Annotated in this window: 24 protein-coding genes and 1 tRNA gene; 11 read left to right on the forward strand and 14 right to left on the reverse strand. The window is 31.7% G+C overall.

Features of this window, described 5'->3' with window-relative positions; translation table 11 throughout:
* Positions 1-49: 49 nt before the first annotated feature.
* Positions 50-580 carry a hypothetical protein gene (locus AAYQ19_RS16595; protein WP_343537759.1) on the forward strand — a complete coding sequence of 177 codons (531 nt, stop codon included), beginning with the start codon at positions 50-52 and terminating at the stop codon, positions 578-580.
* Positions 581-793: 213 nt separating this feature from the next.
* Here AAYQ19_RS16595 and AAYQ19_RS16600 read toward each other — a convergent pair whose 3' ends face one another.
* The 4 genes from AAYQ19_RS16600 to AAYQ19_RS16615 all read right to left on the reverse strand — a co-directional run bounded on the left by AAYQ19_RS16600 (position 794) and on the right by AAYQ19_RS16615 (position 5,352).
* Positions 794-2,323 carry a SulP family inorganic anion transporter gene (locus AAYQ19_RS16600; RefSeq protein ID WP_343537760.1) on the reverse strand — a complete coding sequence of 510 codons (1,530 nt, stop codon included), beginning with the start codon at positions 2,321-2,323 and terminating at the stop codon, positions 794-796.
* Positions 2,324-2,445: 122 nt separating this feature from the next.
* Positions 2,446-4,362, reverse strand: coding sequence for a hypothetical protein (locus tag AAYQ19_RS16605; protein ID WP_343537761.1), 1,917 nt, complete (start codon positions 4,360-4,362; stop codon positions 2,446-2,448).
* Between the two features lie 11 nt (positions 4,363-4,373).
* On the reverse strand, positions 4,374-4,886 hold the full coding sequence (locus AAYQ19_RS16610; protein ID WP_343537762.1) for a hypothetical protein: 513 nt from the start codon (positions 4,884-4,886) through the stop codon (positions 4,374-4,376).
* A 253-nt stretch (positions 4,887-5,139) separates the two neighbouring features.
* The gene (locus AAYQ19_RS16615) at positions 5,140-5,352 is read right to left on the reverse strand and encodes a hypothetical protein (protein WP_343537763.1); all 213 of its coding nucleotides are present in this window, start codon (positions 5,350-5,352) and stop codon (positions 5,140-5,142) included.
* 289 nt (positions 5,353-5,641) lie between these two features.
* Here AAYQ19_RS16615 and AAYQ19_RS16620 point away from each other — a divergent pair, with 289 nt between their 5' ends.
* Both AAYQ19_RS16620 and AAYQ19_RS16625 read left to right on the forward strand, forming a co-directional pair.
* Positions 5,642-6,703 (forward strand): tetratricopeptide repeat protein, encoded by a 1,062-nt coding sequence (locus AAYQ19_RS16620; RefSeq protein WP_343537764.1) that lies wholly within the window; start codon positions 5,642-5,644, stop codon positions 6,701-6,703.
* Positions 6,704-6,853: 150 nt separating this feature from the next.
* Positions 6,854-7,216: a hypothetical protein gene (locus AAYQ19_RS16625; RefSeq protein ID WP_343537765.1), complete on the forward strand. Its 363-nt coding sequence runs from the start codon at positions 6,854-6,856 to the stop codon at positions 7,214-7,216.
* A gap of 12 nt (positions 7,217-7,228) precedes the next feature.
* Here the strand turns inward: AAYQ19_RS16625 and AAYQ19_RS16630 are convergent, their stop codons facing one another.
* Complete coding sequence (locus AAYQ19_RS16630) at positions 7,229-7,600, reverse strand: hypothetical protein (protein ID WP_343537766.1); 372 nt, start codon at positions 7,598-7,600, stop codon at positions 7,229-7,231.
* 85 nt (positions 7,601-7,685) lie between these two features.
* Here AAYQ19_RS16630 and AAYQ19_RS16635 point away from each other — a divergent pair, with 85 nt between their 5' ends.
* The 3 genes from AAYQ19_RS16635 (at position 7,686) to AAYQ19_RS16645 (ending at position 10,360) form a co-directional block, all read left to right on the forward strand.
* A complete protein-coding gene (locus AAYQ19_RS16635) occupies positions 7,686-7,901 on the forward strand; it encodes a hypothetical protein (RefSeq protein WP_343537768.1) in 216 nt (71 codons plus the stop codon).
* A gap of 588 nt (positions 7,902-8,489) precedes the next feature.
* Positions 8,490-9,728 (forward strand): TMEM143 family protein, encoded by a 1,239-nt coding sequence (locus AAYQ19_RS16640; protein WP_343537769.1) that lies wholly within the window; start codon positions 8,490-8,492, stop codon positions 9,726-9,728.
* Between the two features lie 167 nt (positions 9,729-9,895).
* The gene (locus AAYQ19_RS16645; protein WP_343537771.1) at positions 9,896-10,360 is read left to right on the forward strand and encodes an Mpo1 family 2-hydroxy fatty acid dioxygenase; all 465 of its coding nucleotides are present in this window, start codon (positions 9,896-9,898) and stop codon (positions 10,358-10,360) included.
* Positions 10,361-10,365: 5 nt separating this feature from the next.
* On the opposite strand, the gene AAYQ19_RS16650 is transcribed toward AAYQ19_RS16645, so the two are convergent.
* Entirely contained in the window at positions 10,366-11,160 is a 795-nt protein-coding gene (locus AAYQ19_RS16650) for a zinc-dependent peptidase (RefSeq protein WP_343537773.1), read from the reverse strand.
* A 134-nt stretch (positions 11,161-11,294) separates the two neighbouring features.
* Here AAYQ19_RS16650 and AAYQ19_RS16655 point away from each other — a divergent pair, with 134 nt between their 5' ends.
* From AAYQ19_RS16655 to AAYQ19_RS16675, 5 genes are all read left to right on the forward strand, one after another.
* Positions 11,295-11,480, forward strand: coding sequence for a hypothetical protein (locus AAYQ19_RS16655; RefSeq protein WP_343537775.1), 186 nt, complete (start codon positions 11,295-11,297; stop codon positions 11,478-11,480).
* A 126-nt stretch (positions 11,481-11,606) separates the two neighbouring features.
* Positions 11,607-12,953, forward strand: coding sequence for a serine hydrolase domain-containing protein (locus AAYQ19_RS16660; protein ID WP_343537776.1), 1,347 nt, complete (start codon positions 11,607-11,609; stop codon positions 12,951-12,953).
* Between the two features lie 33 nt (positions 12,954-12,986).
* Entirely contained in the window at positions 12,987-13,496 is a 510-nt protein-coding gene (locus AAYQ19_RS16665; RefSeq protein WP_343537777.1) for a DUF6896 domain-containing protein, read from the forward strand.
* Between the two features lie 173 nt (positions 13,497-13,669).
* On the forward strand, positions 13,670-14,191 hold the full coding sequence (locus AAYQ19_RS16670; RefSeq protein WP_343537779.1) for a hypothetical protein: 522 nt from the start codon (positions 13,670-13,672) through the stop codon (positions 14,189-14,191).
* 252 nt (positions 14,192-14,443) lie between these two features.
* Positions 14,444-15,352, forward strand: a complete 909-nt coding sequence (locus AAYQ19_RS16675) for a beta propeller repeat protein (protein ID WP_343537780.1) — start codon at positions 14,444-14,446, stop codon at positions 15,350-15,352.
* Between the two features lie 176 nt (positions 15,353-15,528).
* On the opposite strand, the gene AAYQ19_RS16680 is transcribed toward AAYQ19_RS16675, so the two are convergent.
* The 8 genes from AAYQ19_RS16680 to murC all read right to left on the reverse strand — a co-directional run bounded on the left by AAYQ19_RS16680 (position 15,529) and on the right by murC (position 23,494).
* On the reverse strand, positions 15,529-16,266 hold the full coding sequence (locus AAYQ19_RS16680) for a hypothetical protein (RefSeq protein WP_343537782.1): 738 nt from the start codon (positions 16,264-16,266) through the stop codon (positions 15,529-15,531).
* 36 nt (positions 16,267-16,302) lie between these two features.
* Complete coding sequence (locus AAYQ19_RS16685; protein WP_343537784.1) at positions 16,303-16,863, reverse strand: suppressor of fused domain protein; 561 nt, start codon at positions 16,861-16,863, stop codon at positions 16,303-16,305.
* A 247-nt stretch (positions 16,864-17,110) separates the two neighbouring features.
* Positions 17,111-17,184 (reverse strand) — tRNA-Arg (locus tag AAYQ19_RS16690).
* Between the two features lie 113 nt (positions 17,185-17,297).
* Positions 17,298-17,747: a GatB/YqeY domain-containing protein gene (locus tag AAYQ19_RS16695; RefSeq protein WP_111422792.1), complete on the reverse strand. Its 450-nt coding sequence runs from the start codon at positions 17,745-17,747 to the stop codon at positions 17,298-17,300.
* Between the two features lie 206 nt (positions 17,748-17,953).
* The gene (gene ftsZ / locus AAYQ19_RS16700; protein ID WP_343537789.1) at positions 17,954-19,936 is read right to left on the reverse strand and encodes a cell division protein FtsZ; all 1,983 of its coding nucleotides are present in this window, start codon (positions 19,934-19,936) and stop codon (positions 17,954-17,956) included.
* A gap of 80 nt (positions 19,937-20,016) precedes the next feature.
* Positions 20,017-21,429, reverse strand: a complete 1,413-nt coding sequence (gene ftsA, locus AAYQ19_RS16705; RefSeq protein ID WP_343537790.1) for a cell division protein FtsA — start codon at positions 21,427-21,429, stop codon at positions 20,017-20,019.
* A 6-nt stretch (positions 21,430-21,435) separates the two neighbouring features.
* Positions 21,436-22,158, reverse strand: coding sequence for a cell division protein FtsQ/DivIB (locus AAYQ19_RS16710; RefSeq protein ID WP_343537791.1), 723 nt, complete (start codon positions 22,156-22,158; stop codon positions 21,436-21,438).
* A complete protein-coding gene (gene murC, locus AAYQ19_RS16715) occupies positions 22,145-23,494 on the reverse strand; it encodes a UDP-N-acetylmuramate--L-alanine ligase (protein WP_343537792.1) in 1,350 nt (449 codons plus the stop codon). Before murC ends, AAYQ19_RS16710 begins: the two co-directional genes overlap by 14 nt.
* Between the last annotated feature and the right edge of the window lie 3 nt (positions 23,495-23,497).

Here is a 23,497-nt window from a genome sequence, read left to right on the forward strand (position 1 = left end):
TAAAAAACAGATTTAGTCAAATAAAATATGTTAAATTAAAATAGATAAAATGGAATCAATTTTAAATAAATATTTAGATTTCTCATCGAGGAATTCGCCAGAATTTAGATTTAAAGATAGCTACATAAATAGGGAAACAAAATTATTTAATGGTATTAATCAACACATTAAAGATGGTCATCTAATAAACGTGATAAAAGGAGATAAAGAATATAGTACTTTCGGGTATGTTCGGCCAAATAATTATAATATGCCTTATGAAGATACATGTGTTGTAAGTCTTTTTTCAATTTTTTATGTTTTAATCGACAATGGTATTCTTAAAAAAGAAGCCATTACCGATTCTTTGATAGAACTTAGTAAAAAAGAAGACTATCTGTATATATTTAGTTATTTATCTCATTATTTTAAATGGATAAATACTAATGAGGACATTGTGCTCGATTGGAGGAGCTTAGTTGGATACATAAATAAAGAATATCTAGAAAAAGGCTTTAAAATAGTAGATGATAAATTCTTTTATAATGAATTTATGAATCGTTTTAATAATAGAAATCTAGGAGTTAGTTTTATGGTTTAAAAATATCTGCTTGCTTTTTAAAGTGCGTGCACTCTGAATGATCTTGCAATTTATTTTCCTGAACTTTTAAGTATTCAATCAGCATGCTGTGCAATCACAAAATCTTTCGGGATTGAACAGCATTTTATAAAAAACTTAGGATAGCCAAACCTGTCGGGTTTAAATATATTCAACAATTTTCTAATTGACTAATTGCCACATTATCTAATTTAATTAAGACACCACTTTGTAGGTTGGATCTTCAATTACATTAACATTGATAACTGCATCGGCATTTTTCAACAATTGTCGGCAGTCTTCACTTAAATGTTTTAGTTCGACAATTTTATTGGTTTGATTGTATTTTTTGGTCAGATTATTTAGAGCCTCAATCGCAGACATGTCAGAAACCCGACTTTCTTTAAAATCTATAATAACATGATTAGGGTCATTTTGAATATCGAATTTCTCCAAAAAAGTAGTGGTTGAACCAAAGAATAACGGACCATAAATTTCATAATGTTTTATTCCGTTTTCGTCAATATAATTCCTTGCACGGATTCTTTTGGCACTTTCCCAAGCAAAAACCAAAGCTGAAATTATAACGCCAATCAATACCGCCAAAGCCAAATTGTGAAGCAGAATTGTAATTACCGCCACCAGAATTCCAACGAAAATATCATGTTTTGGCATTTTATTGATAATTCTGAAACTCGCCCATTCAAAAGTTGTAATGGCAACCATCATCATTACTCCTACCAAAGCCGCCATTGGTAATTTTCCAATTACAGGAGCACCGAAAAGAATAATCACCAAAATGGTCAAGGAAGCAATAATCCCTGAAAGTCGCGCGCGTGATCCCGCTCCCAAGTTTACTAATGTTTGAGCAATCATTGGACAACCTCCCATTCCGTAAAAAAAGCCATTTAAAATGTTTGAACTTCCTTGTGCAATACACTCACGATTACTGTTTCCGCGAGTTCCGGTGATTTCATCAACTAAATTCAGTGTCAGCAAACCTTCGGTCAAACCGACTGCCGCAACAATCACAGAATAAGGAAAAATGATTTTTAAAGTTTCAAAAGAAAGCGGAATATTCGGAATATGAAACGGCGGAAATCCTCCTTGAACTGAGGCAATATCTTCAACCGTTTTGGTTTCAATATTAAAAACAATCACCAAAGCAAAAACCACCATTATAGCAACCAAAGAAGCCGGAACTGCTTTTGTAATTTTAGGAAAAACCAAAACAATCGCAATAGTTAATGCCACTAAACCAAGCATGATATACAAAGGCGTTCCTTGAAGCCATGAAACTTGTCCGTTTATTATTGTTTTAAATTGTTCCAATTGCGACATGAAAATCACAACTGCCAAACCATTTACAAAACCAAACATAACAGGCTGAGGCACTAACCGAATAAATTTTCCAAGCTTAAAAAGTCCGATACAGATTTGAACGACACCGCCGAGCGCAACGGCCGCAAAGACGTATTCAATTCCGTGAGATTTCATCAAAGCGATCAAAACAATAACGGTTGCTCCTGCTCCACCTGAAATCATTCCGGGTCTTCCTCCAAAAATTGCCGTTACCAATCCCGCAATAAACGCCGCATATAAACCAACCAACGGCGGAAAACCAGCCAAAATCGCAAACGATAACGATTCTGGAATCATCGTCATAGCAACGGTTAAACCGGCTAATATTTCATTTTTATAATTGACTTTTTGAGTAAAATCGAAGAGTTGGAACGCTTTTTTCATAGGGCGCAAAGGTAAAAAATAATACCCGAAAAGCTGTAAAATTTAGGTTTTACAGCTTTTTTATTTTAAAACCATGATTTTTCAACTTCTTCGTATAGGAGTCTTTTTAGAAGATCTATTTTTTAGTTTTTTTCTAGTTTAAGCCCAGTTATGCTATATTTTGCTATAATACCAAAAACAATTCTTTTTCCTAAAGAGCTATCATCTCCTGCATGGACTCCAAATAAATCAGTAGTTTGTACAAAAAGACCTCCCATTAATTTATTATCGCTGCTATTATAGGCATGTAGTCCGAGCCCGAAAATTGTATTGTTTTTTAGCGTATCACTTTTGTCATAGATTCGGTGCCTTAAATAAGGATTGATAGATAAATATATGGCACTTGTTTTTTCACTATCTGAACTTTCTTTCATAGGCATTAAATAAACATAATCGAAATTAAAATCATATCGCATATAAGAATCAAAAGCTCCAGATAAAGCTTTAATTTCTTCAGAAGTTGTAAATTCACCATCTGTGATTGACGTGTCTTGTTTCTCTAATTTATAGGTCGTAGTGGTTAATGCACTTATATTATTAGTATAATTTACACTAGTGCTTAGTCCCATAAAATGATATTTACGAAAATTATAAGTACTGCCAATTTCAATAGTATAGCCATTAAATGTGCGATCTACAAATCTGTCTGCAACTGAAGTACTATCATTAGCCAAATCATATTTGTACGAATCTCCTTTAACGCTGGGTCTTAAATATAAAAGAAAAGAATTTAAAGAAATGTTTTTTGCAATTGTTGTATTAAGGGCATCTAACTTTTTATTTACCTCTTTTTGCGATTTGTACTCCTCTACTAATTTGTTAAAAATACCCTTAAGAGTCGTAATTTCTTTTGTTACAGTTTTTGTATGAGCTCCGTTAAGATAAGCTACTTCAGCTGTGGTTTTTTCCAGATCTTTCTTTACTTTTTCAGAAACGTTGTCCCAATTTGCTTTATCAAATGGTTCGGTAAACGAATAGCCAGGGTAAACAATTTCAATTTTTTCTTTAGCAACAATAAAACAATCTTTATAGATTTGATTTCTTAAAGCCTCTCTTGTTCCATACCACTTTTCATTATTACTTATGTTTATTTTTACTTTAGCAATCTGCTTTGCAATTTTTTCCTTTTTAGTAGCATTTTCCTCTATCGAAAATTGTTTTTTAAGATTTTCCAGCTCATCAATAAAATCTTTCTGTTCAAAATAAATTTTTATTTCTTCTAAACCACCGTCAATCAGTCCATCTAAATATGTAATCGATTCCAAATACTTACTTTTTATTTCTAGATTTTTTTTTTCTAGATTTTTTATTTCTTCTTCTTTAAAAAGATCAAGAGTTTGGATTGCATTCTCATAAAATTGAACATAATCATCAGGTTTTATCTTTGTAGTATCAATATCAAGCAAACTTCTGTTCGCTCCTGTTTGATTGAGTACAGTCGTAAGCAATTCTTTGGTGATCTCGGCCTTAATTTTGCTTATTTTTTTAGATTGGTCATCTCCTTCAAAAGCCACATATATTTTATCAATACCATCATTTTTTAAAGAAGGCCATGTTTTTTTCCATCCAATCAATCCTCCAACTGTTGCAGAAGAGGCCACTTTTTCTCCAGAAAACAACGTTCCTATTCCGTCTTTTATACCACCTTTAATTTCTGCACCCCATAACCAACTGCTTTCCCTAAATCTTGATTTTAAGATCTCTGACATACAATTTTTAACTTTTTGGCTTTTTGACTCATCAATCTTTATTTCATCACTTGGCCAACATTCTAAAATAGATTTTGGAATACTTTTTTCAACTATTTTTGAAAACTCTTTATTTAAGGTAAAAACAGCAGAGGTATTATTACTAATATCTAAGTTAAAAGCCGCTGCCGGAACAACAATACTACTATAGCCATCCGCATCCTGGCCTAATGTTTGAGCATTCAAACGAGAAACTCCTGCTAGCATAAAACATACAACAATCGCTCTAATGATAAACAATTTGTAATTCATCTTTAAGTAGTTTAAACAGTATAAATTAACACACTAATAGCAGTACCACTACCTTGTATAATTGCGGGAGACATCTTGCGTGGTTTACCATATGGCATTTGGATTTCCGAAACCGAAAACGTCCAAGGCCCTAGAGGAGTTGGTGTTTTCACGGATATTTCGAATCTATAATTAGGTAGCATCAATTTTGTAGGTATTGTATTTTCTCCATTAATACCAGCATTAGCGCCATTAATTTGCAAGGAAGAAGCTCCCTGAATTGTATAAGTAATTAAGACAGGTATAGTTTGATTCAAAGCAATACTTCCTTCTTCATAATTAAATAAAGATGACCTTGAAGTTATATCAGCGATCGTTTTTAGGCTTGCTTCTCTAGGAAAAAAACCTTTAAGAGTTCCTTCATCAATGGTGTACAATTCTGATTTTGAATCAAAATATTGGTCGGTTCCGAGAATTTCAATAATTTTAGCCGAAATTCGTTCTTCTCTGGCATTAAAAGCTGTTGTTATATTAGTTTTCCCCATAATAAATTAACTAAAAGTTTTTTGGTCGAATAAACATAAAATTACTATTTACGGCTCGAAATTAAGTAAAAAAAAATCCTGTAAAAATAAGTATAAACACCTGATTTAATCAAACTGAAAATAGAGAAAATAAAAAATTAAAAGAGACTTCTAAACATTCTAATCACATAATTAAATTGTACTGCTTTATAAAGAAATTAGAAATTTATGAGAGAACAAAACAAAAAAACTGATTCAAAGCTTGAAATAAAATCTACTCCAACCTCACGCAAGTATACCCCAAACAATTCACATAATCGATAATATTGTCAAATTCCACGTCAACGCCTTCAACTCGCAATATTTTATCGCAGTCTTCTAAATCAAAGTTAATTTTATAATTTGGGAATTGAGATTGTATTACGGCAACAACGTAGTTTTTGTCGGCTTCTTTCTGCACATTTGTTTTGAAAACTTCAACTATCATGGGGCCAGTTTTATTTCTCTTTTTCTTAAAAAGAATGATGTAGTATTATAATCTTAAAATTAAGTAAAAACTTTCAGAATTGAAATTTTTATCTAAGTAAATTCTTTCGATTTTTTCTGTATTCAAATAATAAAAAAAATCTTGTAAAGAATTAAATCTCTATAAGAGTTTACATTCTAAAATTATTTTTCTCTTCAAAAAAAAAGTCAAACAAAAAAATTATGTTTTTCCGTAAAAATAAGACGCAGAAAATATCCATATTTGTTTAACTAACCACTAACCTTTAAAAATGAAAAAACATCTTTTAACATTCAGTTTATTTTGTTTTGTTTTAAACTTACAGGCTCAAAAGAAAGAATTCAAATGCCAAGAAATCTACACCGCTGTAAAACTTATGGATGCTGGCCAATATGACGAAAGTATTGCAATGCTAAAAGAATGTGAAAAAGTAGATCCTACAGATCATGCTTATCCATACGAAATCGCATTAGCTTATACCTACAAAAAAGAATATCAAAACGCTGTAAATCAACTTGAAAAAATCAAAAACTACAACGGACTGCAAGCTGATTATTACCAATTATTGGGAAATGCTTATGATTATGTCGGACAGCCTGAAAAAGCGATACGTGTTTATGACGAAGGCTTAAAAAAATTCCCAAATGCAGGACGATTATACTTAGAAAAAGGAGTCGTTATGGAGGGACAAGAAAAATATGGAAATGCTATTTCTTATTTCGAAAAAGGAATCGAAGTCGATCCTATGTATCCTTCTAATTATTACCGAGCTGCACTTTTATATTTAAACTCAAATGATAAACTTACCGGCTTACTATATGGCGAAATTTTCATGAATTTAGAACGAACAACAAAACGTACACAAAACATGAGTAAAAAGCTTTATGAAACTTATAAAAACAGCATAACTTTTAATGGTAATAACACTAAAATTGATCTTTGCAATATTGTAATCGATGCAAATACCATAAATGATAAAGGAACGAAACTTCCTTTTTGCAGTTATTTCGGCAGCAACTTTATATTGGCTACTGTGGGGCAAAATGAAATTAATCTGAATTCTCTCGCTAGGATAAGAACAGAGTTCATCAAGCTTTATTTTAAAAAAGATTTCAAAAAATATCCTAACGTGTTGTTAGAATATCAAAAAAAGTTGCTTGATCTTGACTTTTTGGATATTTACAGCCGATATCTTTTTCAATTGGGTGCCGAAACTGAATTCAACGATTGGAAATCTGAAAATGAAGACGCATACAATACTTTTGCCGAATGGTACAAAAAACCTGAAAATAAGATTAAAATTAACCAAGATAATGTTTATATAGCCAATTAATTAAACACAAAAAGAATTTCCAAAAAGCTGTAATCTTAATTTGCAGCTTTTTTTTATCAAAATGTACTAATTGGTTAGAATTACAGATTTAGTTTACAAATCGGCATCTTTTTTGAGATTAACAAACATGTTAATCTTAATTTAAAGAAAATGAACAAACTACTACTTTTTTTCGCTTTATCATGCAGCTTGGCAAGTTTTGGACAAACCATAAACGGCATTCCGATTAAAGAACTTAATGTTGATTATTTACAGATTATTGGAACTTCCCGATTTATGACTTCAAAATTGAATATTTCAATCGACATCGGGCAAAAAACAAAACTTCTTTCGAACAATGCCGAGATTTCGCGCATCAAAGATGAAAACGGACAAGTTTTAATTTTCAACTCAATCATTGACGCTCTAAATTTCATGTCTGCAAATGGATATGATTTTGTAAGTGCAAACATTTTGACGGAAGGAGACTCAAATGTCTATTATTATTTAATGAAAAAAAAGACTAAGAATTAATGTCAAATGAGATTATTCTTCTTTTTTCTTATAAACGGCAACCTTATCTTCTAAATACAAGATTTCTTTTTTCAGACTTTCGATGGTTTCCTTTCGGGAATCAGCGAGATCTTTATAATGTGATGAAAAATCTTGATTTGTAGTTTCAGATTGTAAATTTGCAGTTCGTCTTAACATAGGGCCTTCATTTCTTATCAACCATTCACAGCTATATTGTGGATATATTTCAACAATTTTACTGATCCATTTTACTTGAATATCGCTATTTTTAGCAATAGCACGCGATAAGACACCTTTGCTAGCACCAATTTTTTCTTCTAGCTTTGTAATTCCAATCCCTTCATTATCAGCCAAACATTTTATATTATCTAGAACTGCACTCATTTTTGTACGAAATTATTTTCAAAATAATTGTTTTTGTTGAAAATTATCATCTATATTTGTTTCACTATTTAAAACAAACTAAACAATGGACAAAAGTAAGACAAAAAACTATAATTCCTACAATTCTACTATACTAGAGGCTTTGTTTTTAAAATATGGAGTCTCAAAATATTATATTAGACAGTGCGTAAAAGGTACTGTACAAGGAATTAAAGCAGACAATATAAAGAAAGACTATTTATTGATGGAGAAAGCACATCGCGACATTGTTTCGCATCTTATAAAAAAAACATTAAACTAGATATAGTGCGATTTAACAGAGCCAAAAGAATTCTATTTTATATCGAATAATTTAAAATATGAATGAATGTTATTTTGAGATTCAAATCCTGAAAGACCTATCTTTTCGGGATTTGATTTTTAATGCTATTCACTATCAAAAATCAATTCAATGACTAATACTTTACGTTCAATCACAAAAACAGGTATAAATACGCATCGTCACAATTTTATTTTATATTAAACTTGCCTAATCATTTATTCTTGTAGAATAAGATTTCTGATAAAGAAATCAGGTAAATTTTGTCACTTTTTTTTGGAACTTTTAAGTGGGATCTTAAATCGCTGGAACCGATTTAAATCTCACTTTTTTATTTCAACTATTTTGATGTTGTTAAATATTCCCAAAGATTCAAGCAACTGTAGCGGATTTTTCTAATAAAAATATTTTAATACTTTACAATTTTTCTAATCTGCTGAATCTGCGAGAAAAAAAACTTAAAACTTTACAATTCAAAAAGTAAAATCACTAAAAAACTTTTTAGAAATCGAATTTCAGGCAGTATTTTTGTGTTCTGTAAATGCCACGCATAAAAGCCCAGAAATCAACATGACCTTAGAACATTATATTCCGTTCAACAAAGATTTTTTATTGGAACAGCAAATCGCTGCTTTTGCTAAAAACGCTGAAGAAGAAACTGATTTAAAAAAATTGTTTGACATTATCGAACACTATTATCATTACGAATCTTTTAATCTCAACAAGAATTTAAAACAAAACTATGCTCTGTTTGATCCAGATTTAAGCAAAAAAGAGCGTAAGCAATTTATTGGTAAAATTGATTTTTCGGTATTCAAAGAAACACTACTTCAGGTTTTAGAACGCGGGAATTATTACAAAATTGATCAGAAAGCACTGGATGAGGCATTCAACGATTCTGATTTAATTGGATTGAATCTCTCTATTGATTTCAACGCTTTCAAAGATTTCGAACTTTATGCACGTGGGCATCATAAAGCAAAGGAAAAAATCAAAAAATATTTCTTTTGGAAAAAAGAAATCGAAATTGAATATTACGATCGTGTCTTGGTTTATTTGAACTACAGCGACGAAGATTTTCTAAACAAAAAGAAAGTCAAATTAGGCAAAATGCCAATTGATCCCGGTTCGATTGCATTGAAAATCTTTAAGCGTGTTCCAAAAAATGATCTTGAAACGATTTTCCCAAATGCAATTCCGAGAATGTCAATCAAGGATAAAATGTTATTGTGGGTTCCAGGGATCTTTGGTGGAATTTCATTGTTAAGCGCCAAAGTAATTCCTGCTTTAATCAACATGTCTAATGCTTATGAAACAGGCGAAACTATAGATCTATTAAACAGTAAAACTTCATTAAATCAAGGTTTGATTGCATTGGGAATTTTAGCTGCATATTGTTTTCGTCAATACAATAATTTTATAAACAAAAAAATCCGCTATTCTAAATTGCTTTCTGATAGCTTGTACTTCAAGAATCTCGGAAATAACAGTGGTGCATTTTATTCGCTCTTAAATTCTTCTGAAGAAGAAGTTATGAAAGAAACTATTTTGGCATATTCATTTTTATACAAAAGCGACAAACCGCTAACCGCCAAAGAGCTTGATGATGAGATTGAATCTTGGTTTAAAACTCAATTAAAAACCGATTTGGATTTTGATGTCAATGATGCTTTATTTAAATTAAAAAGCATTGGTCTTGGTATTGAAAATAACGGAAAATGGACTGTTCTTCCAGTTAGGGAATCACTCATTACAATTGATGAATTATGGGATAATGTTTTTGAGTATAACGTTCCTCAAAAAATCTAAATTTGATTTCACGTCGATTTTGTAGATGTAGCAGATTTTAATCTAAAAAAGAAAATCCGTTAAATGTGCAGAATCTGCGAGAGAAATTCCTTTCTACAATTACCAAACGAAAAAGCAAAAAGAAATTTCATTAGATTTACGTCAACTAACTATTAAAACCACAAAAAATGAGAACATTAGATCAATGGTTTGCTGAATATGCCGTAAGTCATCAAAACCCAAAAAACAAAGCAATACATTACGTTTGCGTACCGGCAATTTTCTTTTCGATTGTTGGTCTGCTAATGAGTATTCCAAGCGGAATTATCTCAAATTCTTTAAATTTAAAAATGCCTATAATCGAAAACTGGGCTTTTGTAATTTTACTTTTTGTTCTTGTTTTTTATATTAGATTATCAATTACCATGGCGGTTAAAATTGCCATTTTCTCGGGTATTTGTTTGGTTTTAAATTATTACATCGGTCAGTTTGTGCCTTTATGGATGTTTTCAATTGGCGTATTTGTAATCGCTTGGATTGGACAATTTTATGGTCATAATATCGAAGGCAAAAAACCTTCTTTCTTAAAAGATCTGCAGTTTTTACTAATTGGCCCGGCTTGGGTTGTAGAGAATATTTTTTCAAAGAAATAAAGCTTCTATATTTCTTTGTAATTAATCATTAATCTGACACGTTCAAACAGCTCTGGAAATTCTTTTTTAAAAATTTCCGGAGTTTCAAAAAAATGCTCTAGAATTACGGCCAGAAACTCAAACTTATTGGTATAAGCATAATCTCTAAAATAATGTCTTTCCTTAAGCATATTAGACAAATATTCGTCATCGAAATATTTTTCTATTTCGCTAAATTCATCATAGAAAATAACTGCGCCTGGATCTGAGCTTTTTCGGGAATAAAAATGCAAAACATGCGCAAACTCGTGTAATCCCAAATTAATATTATCTTTTGTTGAATGTCCGCTATGGAAATCTTCCCAAGAAAAAACAACCGCTTTCATCCTCGGATTATATTCTCCTTTATGATAAGCGTCATTAATTCTCGAATAATAGGATGTTGGGTAAATAATAATATTTTCAAACAATTCTAGCAGATAATTCCGCATTCCAAAAGTCAACATTACATAAGTCCCCGCAATAATTACTTTCATTTCCTGTGTAACTTCAATGTCTTTGCCTTCAAACTTATAATGTTTGATAAAACATTTCACACGGTGCTCAAAATACCTTTTCTTTTTGTCCGATAAATTTAAATAATACGGAAATTCTCGTCCTAAGATGGTTTTATCTTTCGGATCGATATGTTGCAAAATTGGATACCAAAACAAGTACAGGGGCTTGTTGAATATCAATAAATAAATAGGTTCAATAATTCTGAATACAATTACTAGCAAAGCAAGAGCAATCAAAATTCCGATAAAAAAGAATGCAAGCATATTTTAAAATTGATTTGGGGATCAGAAACTTCAATATTCTCTACTTTGCTAAAATATAAAAACAGAATTAAATATTTCATTATATTAGCTTTATAACCAGAAAAGAATTTTAATTTCTACTAAAACATTTAAACATGGAAAATAAAGGTGCATTACGATTTACTTTTTCGATTATCGCAATCATTTTGGGGGTCGTATTGTTTAAGCAATTCGACTTTGAAACATTAAAATTTGAGAAGCCAGCCTTAGCATTTGTTTACCTTGCTGTATTTTTCTTTTCGATTTTTATTTTGTTTAAGAATTCTAAGAAACAATCTTAAATAAAAATGAGTTTAGAAAGTAACTTGTTTATTCATAACATTTTTGAAACAATCATATGAAAGATTTTCTCTTGCAATATATTTAGAGACATCTACAAAGTGTTAAACGCAAAAAACGAAACAAAAATGAAACGATTATTCACTCAGACTGTTTTCTTTTTCTTGTGCCTAAACAGTTATTGTCAAAATTTCCAATCAGAAAAAGAACTGGATCAACTTTTCACATCGCATTTTTCTTCTAAAACGCCAGGTTGCTCTGTACTTGTATCGCAAAATGGGAAAATAATTTACGAAAAGGCATTTGGTAGTGCAAACCTAGAATTAAATGTACCAGCAAAGCCACAAACTGTCTTCAGCTTAGCTTCTATTACCAAACAATTCACCGCAATTTCCATTCTTCAGTTAGTAAGCCAGCGAAAAATTGCATTGACCGATAATGTCCAAAAATACATTCCAGATTTTCCTGCAAACAATATTTTAATCGAAAATTTATTATCTCATACGTCTGGTCTAAAAGACTATCTACATGTCGATACAGGACAGAAATATGGCGAAAGACTTGATTATACACCGAGTGAATTGATAAACATTTTCAAGAACATTCCTTTGGAATATGAGCCAGGAACAAAATATGCCTATTGCAATTCCGATTATATTCTTTTAGGATACATAATTGAGAAAGTCAGCGGCAAAACTTACTCAGAATATTTATCTGAAAATATTTTTATTCCATTGGAAATGACAGATACATATTATGACAGCGATGAAAAAATTATAAATAATCGCTCATCTGGATATTTTAAAGCTGGAGATCAATACGGAAAAGTTGAATTTTGGAGCGCAACTATTGGTTATGCTGCTGGTGGTTTGCTTTCCACATCAATAGATTTACAAAAATGGCAAGCTGGTCTTTTATCTTATAAAATTCTAAAAAAGGAATTACTGGATTTGGCTTTTACCCCTTTTAAACTTAAAGATGGAACATCAACAAACTACGGATTTGGATGGAATATTACCGAAATAAATGGCCTGAAAAGAATTGATCATGGAGGCGCTAAAAACGGTTTCCTTACCTACGAAGCCTATTTTCCGGATCAACAACTTTACATTGTATTACTTTTCAATTCTGAAAATGCACCAAGGGATGAACTTTCAATAAAAGTTCCTGAAATTCTATTGAGAAAATCATTGCAAAAAGAAACCATTTTGAATGACGATGTTTTAAAAACCTACATCGGAGTTTATAGTTTGACTTCTGAGCCCAAAAGAACCATTACTATTACAAAGGTAAAGGATGGTTTAAGCGCTAATATCTCAGGACAGGGTTCTTTTCCGCTAATTTTTCAATCTGAAACACAATTTCAACTAAAAAATCTCCTTGATATTAAATGCGAGTTCAAAATTACAAATGGAAAAGTCATAAGCATTATTGTAGAACAACAAGGGAAATTTGAATGGATGAAAATAAAGTAAAATCTTATTTTTGAGAATCTTAAAATTGCATACATGCAACTTATACCCGACTTTTTCTCAAAAAATGGAAATCGAACAACTTATTTTAAAATGATACAAAATTGGTTTAAAAACTTTTTCAACACAACCAAAGTTGATTCTAATATCATAAAACAAGCCATTGTTGATTATCGAATTCAAGGGAAAAATTTAATGTTTGAACTTGGAAAAAAATTTGATCTTGACATAAATAAAATAGATGATTATACCCAATTAATATCTCGAAGTAATAAAAATATTCCAAGAAAAGGAAAACTATCAGAACGTTGGAATTATTGTTTTCATGGTGGAGAATGTCGCTTTTACAACAAAAAACATCAACAAACAGTCGAAGTTGTTTTAAGTAACCCTCCAGAATTTGGCCATATCAATGCTTGGTTTCTTTGGTCTTTTATGCGATCAACTGAAAGGTATAAAAACGAAGCAAAAAATATAGAATGGCAAGAGTTACAAGTAATAATTAACAAACTATATAAAAGTGGACAAATTGAAAATATCGAATAATAAGAGAGGTGAGATTTAAAATAAAACTTCCTCTATTCAAATTTATTTTTAAAATTAAAACAAGATTTTGCATCTCCCTACAGGATAAACAAAAATATAATTTCAGAAATTGGAAATATATGGCAGGGTTCGAACCGAAATTATTTGTAAACATTGACTTTTAAAAAAGAAAAATGAAGTTATTTATAAAAATACTATTGCTAACGATAATTGACTTTATCGTTATTTGGTTTTGGGTAAAAGAAAACGACCCAGATCAGAGTATTTCCATAGCAATAATACTAGTCGTTCCGGCAGTAATCATAATAAACCTTGTTATTGCTTTTCTTCTATATTTTATCAAAAAAGAGTATTCGAAGATTTTTGTAATTAACTCTATCATTTCTGCTGTCTTAATGTATTTCTTATTTAAAAATGGAATTGAGAGACACACAAAAAAAATAGCTGAAAGTTGGACATTTAGTATCAAAGATACAGTATTTGAAATAACACATTGGAAACTAGAAAATACTTTTAGCATTAGTGAAAGTGTAAATCCAGGTTCATCAACTAGTTTTTTGGATGGCAAATTTATTACAAAAGGTAACGAGTATTATTTGACAACCGATTCCACAAAATATCATATAAAAAATGAATATTTACATGGATTTAGAAGCGTCACAGATAGTATTAAATTGACGAAAATTGAGAGATAACTAAATGAAAGTCTGAACACATAAAAGCAACTACAATGGATTTGGGCAATAGTTTTAATGGAAATATGATTTTTTTAATCAATAAAAAAGCCTGAGAATATAAATTCTCAGGCTTTTCAATTTCATAGTGACCTTGACGGTACAGAATTCGAACCGTTTACGAGAAGATTTAAAAATCTTGAATAATGTTTATTAGTTTTATCTTTTAAAATAGTGATATATTAGCTATATAAATAGGTTAACTGTTTTTTTATGAAAAGACAATATAGGGTATATTTAGTTATTTTGTTTTTTGCAATTAGTTGTAAAAAGAACGCAATAAATGAACTGGAAGTTAAAAAAGAAACTTTTAAAAGTACAACTGATATAGTAAAAACTATAGGGGATACAACTGCTAAACTTTCAAAAAAGGAAAATAGGTATGTCAATAATATTATTGATATTTCAAAAGACTCTGTTATTGCCTGTAGGTATTTTGAATTAATGTATTCGATAAATGGCGCAAAAACTTGGAAAAATATTAAAACATCATTGATGTTTAAGGATATAACTTTTACTGACAAAAAGATTCTTGTTGGAATTGATAGTTGGATAGGAATTCACGAATCGGATTATTCTCGAATGCATATTTCAAAAGATTTTGGAAATTCTTGGGAAACAATAACTTTTGATACTAGAATTTTTTTTCCAATGGAAATAATTTCAAATCCAAAGGAGCAGCTTTGTATTCGTACATATGAAAATAAAGTCTACAAATTTCAAGGGACTGATTATATGAAAGATTGGGTATATGTAAAAACGATACCAGAAACGGAATATAGAAGAGATGTAGTTAATTATCCATATGGTGTAAGTGATAATTTGAAGCTCTACAAAAAAAATAAAACTAAAACTGACACATTAGCTTATCTAGATTTATGCAGTGAAGTTAGTGAAATTCTTCAAAAAGACAACATTGTGCATATTTCAGGAAATGGAACAGATGGGAAAACTGGGATGCAATATGGATATTACGGGCAGTTAATAGATGATAAAATATTGAAACAATATAAACTCCCTGGCTGGTTTGCAAATATTAAAAAAACCAAATTTAATGTATATATCATGTGTGAAGATGGGTTGTATATTGTAAAAGATGGAAAAATAAAACAGTTGTATTAAGTCTAGTAAAAAAAATAAGATAAATTTATTTAGTTCTCTTTGTTAAAAAAATGGACGAGACAAAACATAAAAAAAAGCCTATTTCAAAACGAAATAGGCTTTTTTAGTGACCTTTACGGTACAGAATTCGAACCTTTTGTTAGAAGATTTAAAGATTTTGGTTGGTACTTAAATGTTTAGATTCTACTATTTTCTCGCTCATTTATTTCATCTATTGCACTTTCAATGAAATATTTTAAATCATTGCTTCTTGTTCTTTTAAATTCTGCCTTCAACGTTTCTAATGATTTTGTTGTTCCAGTAGATCTAAGGGTTGCACAAATCATACATTTAGTATGCTGATCACTAGTCTTCAGTTTTAATATTAAAATCTCTTCTAAATCTTTATGTTCTGAGTTTTTTAAGGCATTAAGTGCATCAATCCTATTCTGATAAGTTCCCGTTAATAGTAATTGTTTAAGATAATCAATATTGAGCGTGGCTGGTTTTCTTAATTCATTCAGTCTGCTTAAAACGGTTGTAATTACTTCTTCTTTGTCAGTTTTTTCGAGTTCTGAAATCAAAAAGTCAAAAAGTTCATAATCTTTACAGTTTACGCACAAACTGCTTAAACATCTTAAAACGTATTGTTTATATTGAAAAAAATCTTTGTCTTTAAGTAATTCGATAAGTTCTGGCTTTAAGGATGGGTCACTTAATTCATCCGAAATCCTGTAAGCAAACCAACTAGAATAATCTTCACTTCCAAGAGATTGGTCTCGTTTCTGCTTTTTAATGATATTATTTGAAATAAAATTTTTGCTTCCCATTTCAATAATTAGAGTCTTTGCATCAGAAGATTTTAACTTAGAAATCAAGTTTTCTTTATCTTCTCTAACTTTTTCATCTAAACTTTTAAATAGTCCAAATAGCATAATTTTTTTTTATTTAAAATTTCTGATTATAATCTTTTAAACTAAGGATTTTCTTAATGGATTTAAATAATCCAGTTGTTTCTCCTCGAACAATTCTTCTAATGCCTCACAACCATGCTCAATTTTATAATCTCTTTCCATTTGTGTAATTGGAATAAGCCAATAGCAATGAATTACCTTTTTTTCAAATTGAAAAATTTCTAGATTCTCTCCATCATGATAAGGTAACGAAATAAATGCATGGTCACAGATAGAATTTTCAAGCCAAGGTCTTCCAATATTAGAGGTATGGTGAATATTAAAAGGTGTCAGTCTATGATGATGAGAGGCATGAACAGTCAATAATTCAACCAAAGAGTTATCTTGTCTGGGAGAATAAATAACTAACTCAATTAAGTTATCATCTATTAAATCAGCTGACATTCCAACACTACAATATGTCCACATGTTGTGAACTTTATTTGGAGTAAATTCTAAAACGAAGAACTCAGGATGGGTTTTCCATGTAGGACCTATTTCCCATTTCATTTTTTTTCCAACAATTCCAAAATAGGAATTATAGTGATATGTTAAGTTTGTAGAATATTCTTTTTGCATTTACTTTTTATTGTGAAACAGAGTCAGTTTATGTCAAATCAATCTAGCAGACTATTATTTGATAAAGTGAACTTAATAACTTTATCTTCAATATGCAAATAATTAGAAATTTGGAGACTTGACGGCATTCGAACCAAAATTTGCCGTAAACATTGATATTGCAAAAAAATAAAATTTTAGATAATAATTTTCGAACCAAAAAAAGCCTGCAAAGTATACACTTTGCAGGCTTTCATTTTTTTTATAGTGACCCCGGAGGGGTTCGAACCCCCAACCCTCAGAGCCGAAATCTGATATTCTATCCAGTTGAACTACGAGGTCATGATTTAAAATTTCAATTTTTTAAATTCCAAATTCTAATTTTAAACTTGGAATTTGGAATTTTTTTATTGAGTTTCCAATTTGAAATTTGGAATTTCCAATATTGGAATTTATTACGAAAGTAATTTCTTCACAATTGTAGAAATGGTTTTCCCTTCAGCAGTTCCGCCTAATTGAGCAGATGCTAATCCCATTACTTTACCCATTGAAGCAATTCCAGAAGCGCCTGTTTCAGCAATGATTTTTGCTACTACAGCTTCTACTTCTTCTTCGCTTAATTGAGCTGGTAAAAACTTCTCGATTACTGCTACTTGAGCCAATTCTGGTTCAGCTAAATCAGGACGGTTTTGCTCTGTAAAGATTCTTGCGCTTTCTTTACGAGTTTTAACCAATCTTTGAAGTAATTTAATTTCATCATCTTCAGATAAATCTTCTTTAGATCCAGAAGCAGTTGAAGCTAATAATAATTCAGATTTAACAGCTCTTAAAGCTTCTAAAGCTACAGTATCTTTTGCTTTCATGGCCGTTTTGATTTCGTCCATGATTTGTGTTTGTAAACTCATGTTTATGTTTTATTTAAAATAAGCCAAAGCCTATTAATTGTTGTATTAATTTGGAATTTGTTCTCGACTCCGTTCGAACCGAAATTAAGATTCACTCTAAAAATCTGTTTAGGAAGTCAAATTTCTAAATTCTGTGCGAAGATAAAAAAAATAACCCGAAAATTAAATCCAATTTTCGGGTCATCCTTATATTAAGATTTTGAAAACTAATCTACGTTGTCGTGCAAAAATGAATTATTTGAACGCAATTGCAAATCGTTGTTGCTGTCTGTTCCAACAGAAATTCTAGAATTAGTGTTGCTAGATTGAGAATTTGACAAATCGATTCCTAATCTTTTGTAAGCTGGCTCTTTTTCCAACTCATCAATTCTTGAAACATTATTGTGGAATTTATAATTAAATTCTTTTAGTTTCTTTCTTCTCTCTTCAGCACGCAAACGCAATGTTTCTTCAATTGTCAATTCCATTGGAGAAACTTCAGCCGTTGTTGTATAATCTGCTTGACTAGCAAAATCAACTCTTGGTTTCAAAGTAATGTTCAATTCTTCTGGCACAGTATCTTCAACCACTTTTTCAACTGGTTTAGACGCCATTAAATCATTTTCCACTTCCATATATTCTTCTAGAGAATATTTGATGATTCCGTTATCAGAAAGTTCAGTTACCGGAACAAATGAAACTGGATCATTTACCTTAATGTTACGAGTTTCGTTTGTCAACTCAAACATAATTTTAGTCTCTTGCTCTGCAACTGGTTCTTTTTTCACCTCAGGCTCACTTCTAAAAAGTGGCAAATCAAATGAAAAAGTCGTTTGTTCTTCTTTTTCAAAAGTTCTTTGCTGTACCGGTTTTACTTCTTGGTAAGCTGGCACTTCTGGAGTAGAAATTTTAAAATCGATATCTGTAATTGGCGAAACGATTTCAAAAGTTACATCAAGATTCTTGATAAACTCAGACATCACTACCAATTCTTCTTGATTGATTGTTGGTGGTGTTACCGGAGCAACTGGAGTTTGAACTACGGGAGCAACCGTATCTTCCATTAGATCAAAAACAACTTTATCTTCAGATTTTGCAATAGGTGTTTCTGCATTCAAATCAAAAGATGCAAGCGGTTTGTTTGTTAAATTGTGAACGCTTCTTTGTTCATCTTCTAACGTGTGAATAATTTTCTTTGGCTCTGTATTAACGATTTCGTTTTGTTGTTCAACATCAAAACCAGTCGCAATAATAGTTACAGCAATAGCCTCACCAAGAGCTTCGTCTTCACCAACTCCCATGATAATATTTGCATTGTAACCAGCCTCTGCCTGAATGTGATCGTTGATTTCTCCAATCTCATCAAGCGTTATTTCATTAGATCCAGAAACGATAAGCAACAATACGTTTTTGGCTCCTGTAATTTTATTGTCATTCAACAATGGAGAATCCAGTGCAGATACAATAGCATCTTTTGCTCTGTTTTCACCTTCAGACACCGCAGATCCCATAATCGCAGTTCCGCTGTTTGCCAAAACTGTTTTAGCATCGCGTAAATCGATATTTTGAGTATAGTGGTGCGTAATTACTTCAGCAATACCTCTTGAGGCAGTTGCCAAAACTTCGTCAGCTTTTGAGAATCCAGCTTTGAAACCAAGATTTCCATAAACTTCTCTTAATTTATTATTGTTAATTACGATCAAAGAGTCAACTTGTTTGCGTAATTTTTCGATTCCTAAAAGCGCTTGCTCCTGACGAACTTTCCCTTCAAATTGAAACGGAATCGTCACGATACCTACTGTTAAGATTTCTCTTTCTTTTGCTAATTGTGCGATAACTGGAGCGGCACCTGTACCTGTACCACCACCCATACCAGCAGTAATAAATACCATTTTAGTATTGCGATCCAACATTTTTTCGATATCGGCAATACTTTCAATAGCAGACTGCTGTCCTACATCAGGATTTGCTCCTGCACCAAGACCTTCAGTCAAATTCATACCTAACTGAATCTTGTTAGGCACTGAACTATTTTGAAGCGCTTGCTGATCAGTATTACAAACGATGAAATCAACGCCTTTAATACCTTGTTTAAACATATGGTTGATAGCATTGCTACCTCCTCCACCTACACCTATTACTTTGATTACATTTGATTGGTTTTTTGGTAAATCAAATGAAATACTTCCAAATTCTGAGTTGCTCATCATCTTTTTGGTTTTTAATTCTTATTTAGTACATTTTTTACTTCTTGACTTGGGGCAAAAAGTAATCCTTTTCGTTTATTATATTACTCAGCGTTGTCTAAAAAATCTTTGATTTTATCGACATATCTGTCAAAAAATGATCTTCTAATTTTTGTTTCTGTAGATTCTGCTTCCACCTTGTTTGCCCTAACTGTTTCTCTAGGCTCTTCAATAGTTTCTACTCTTTCAACGTAGTTTTCTTCTACTTCGTATCGTTGTTGAACTGGCGGTGGTGCATTTCTGTATACAATTTTCGGCTGTTCATTTACAATTTCCATTCTAACAGCACTTTGTGTACTGTTTTCGATGCTGTTCATTACTAAACCAACAGCTGTTGCAAACAATGGGCTCGAAATTTCTTCACTGGAGTTTCCTGCTAAATGCTCGTTTGGATATCCAATTCTGGTGTCCATTCCAGTAATATACTCTACTAATTGCTTTATATGTTTCAATTGAGCGCCTCCTCCTGTCAAAACGATTCCGGCAATCAATTTTTTGCGTGGATCTTCGTGTCCGTAAGCTTTGATTTCTGCAAAAACCTGCTCAATAATTTCCACCACACGTGCATGGATGATTTTTGATAAATTTTTAAGCGAAATCTCTTTTGGCTCTCGTCCTCTTAAACCTGGAATAGAAACAATTTCGTTGTCTTTATTTTCTCCTGGCCAAGCCGATCCGAATTTTATTTTTAAAAGTTCAGCTTGTTTTTCGATAATCGAACAGCCTTCTTTAATATCATCTGTAATTACATTTCCTCCAAAAGGGATTACAGCAGTGTGGCGAATGATTCCATCTTTGAAAATGGCTAAATCTGTCGTTCCACCTCCGATGTCAATCAATGCAACACCGGCTTCTTTTTCTTCTTGACTTAAAACTGCATCTGCCGAAGCCAATGGCTCTAATGTCAATCCAGACAATTCGATTCCTGAACTCTGAATACATCTTCCCACATTTCTGATTGAAGATGCCTGTCCAACTACAACGTGAAAACTAGATTCCAATCTTCCGCCGTACATTCCGATTGGTTCTTTAATCTCAGATTGTCCGTCGATTTTGAATTCTTGAGGCAAAACGTGAATGATTTCTTCACCTGGCAACATTGCCAATTTATTTACCTGATCAATTAAAAGCTGAATATCTTTTTCGCCAATTACTTCCTCCGGATTACTGCGGCTGATGTAATCTGTATGTTGAATACTTCTGATGTGTTGACCGGCAATACCAACAACTACATCTTTTATTTTATAACCTGAATTGTTTTCTGCTTCAAGTATTGCTTGCTGGATTGATTGAATAGTTTGCGTGATGTTGTTTACAACTCCTCTCGCAACTCCTAGACTTTTGGATTTTCCAATACCCAAAATTTCCAATTTGCCATACTCGTTCTTCTTGCCTATCATGGCAACTATCTTTGTCGTTCCAATATCTAGACCTACTGCAATGTTATCTTTTTCCATTTTCTATTATTTTGTGCAAACTACTTGTTCCGTAAACCTAAGGTCAATCTTATTGTATTTGTATAACGAACTATCTAAAACTGCTTTTTGAAAAAACGCTTTATAGTTTCTAAATTTCTTATCAACATTCATCGTTCTACCGAAATCTATGAAGTAATCATAATTTCGATTAAACATTTTTAGGCTGCCATTAGGCATAATTTGTATTGCAATGATGTTTTTTTTCAAAAACGCATCGTCATAAATTGTGCGAAATAAAGCAGCTAAATCTTCGTTATTTTTTTCATTTATTGCCCCTGAAACAAGAGGAACTCGCGCCGTAAAATTGTCTGACAAGGGCATTTTACCACCCTCATAGTCAATATAAAAAGATCGGTCACCATCAAGAATCCTTGCTATTGGTGTCTTCTGTTTTACTACCGCTTTTAGAACACCGTCGATACTTACAAAAACATCTGACTTCTCAATCATGTCTTGCGAATCAAGGGTTTTTTCTATCTTATTCAAATCTACTTCATCTTTTCTAATACTGGAAGCGTCTCTTTTATTTTCTATCAACAATTTATTAACCGTTTCTGCTTTGACAAAAAGAGCATTTTCTCCTACAAAAACAACCACAGATTTTTTCAATTTTCTATCTCCATTTCGGTGTTGCGCGAAGGAATATAGAAAAAGAACTAGTCCGAAAATAAGTACTAATCTAATATTTGTCCAATTAAATATTTTCATTTAGCATCTCTTTAATTGATGGTACCATTTCTCCAATATCACCTGCTCCTATTGTTACAATTATTGGTGCATCATTGGCTTTGATTTTTGCCAATAAATCTTCTTTTGCAACAATTTTTTTGTTCGAATTTGTCATTTTGCCCAAAAGCCACTCTGAAGTTACACCTTCCATCGGAAGTTCTCTTGCAGGATAAATATCCATTAAAAATACTTCGTCAAACTGAGACAAGCTTTCTGCAAATCCATCCACAAAATCTTTCGTTCTGCTAAACAAATGCGGTTGGAAAATAGCCAAAACTTTTTTGCCCGGATACAACTCCCTAACTGCTTGATGAACAGCATTTATTTCTGTTGGATGATGTGCATAATCATCTATATAAACTAACTTATCTGATTTTATCTGATAAGAAAAACGTCTTCTGATCCCTCTGAATGAAGCAATGGCTTTTGCGATAGAGTCGGTCGGGGTGCCGTACGTTTTAGCCATCGCAATAGCCATCAATCCATTCATCAAATTGTGTTTACCAGGCAATCCAAAATGAAGATCTTTTATTATTTCTGATGGAGTTTGAACATCAAAAACATAGCTTCCATCTTCAATTCGAACATTATACGCCTTATATACAGCATCTTCATTTATCGCGCATTGAACGCCCTCTAAAGGCAATTCTTTGGTGATAAAAAGATGATTTTTATCTTCTACTTTTGAGGCAAATTCTCTAAAAGAGTCTTGAATCGCATCGCTCGTTCCATAAATATCCAAATGGTCTGCATCCATAGAGGTTACGCACGCAATATTTGGATGCAAATGCAAGAACGATCTATCAAATTCATCTGCTTCAACAACTGTTACCGTTTTTCCGGTTCCAATTAAATTTGAATTATAATTTTCTACAATTCCGCCCACAAACGCCGTAACATCAGCACCACTTTCATATAAAATATGACCTAGAATACTCGATGTTGTTGTTTTTCCGTGTGTTCCGGCAACAGCGAAACTAAAAGTGTCTTTAGTAATAATTCCTAAAACCTCGGCACGTTTTTTAATTTCATAATTTCTTTCAATAAAATAATTCCACTCTGAATGTGATTTTGGTACTGCTGGAGTAAAAATCACCAATGTATTTTCAACAAAATAATCAGCAGGAATCAAATTAATATTGTCTTCAAAATGAATATCAATGCCGCTTTCAATCAATTCACTTGTAAGCATTGATGGCGTTTTGTCGTAACCTGAAACCTGTTTTCCAATATATTTGAAATAACGAGCCAGAGCACTCATTCCGATGCCTCCGATACCTATAAAATAAACGTTTTGTATTTGATTTAAATTCATTTT

It is taken from the genome of Flavobacterium mesophilum (assembly GCF_039581405.1).
In the GTDB taxonomy this organism is placed as follows: Bacteria; Bacteroidota; Bacteroidia; order Flavobacteriales; family Flavobacteriaceae; genus Flavobacterium.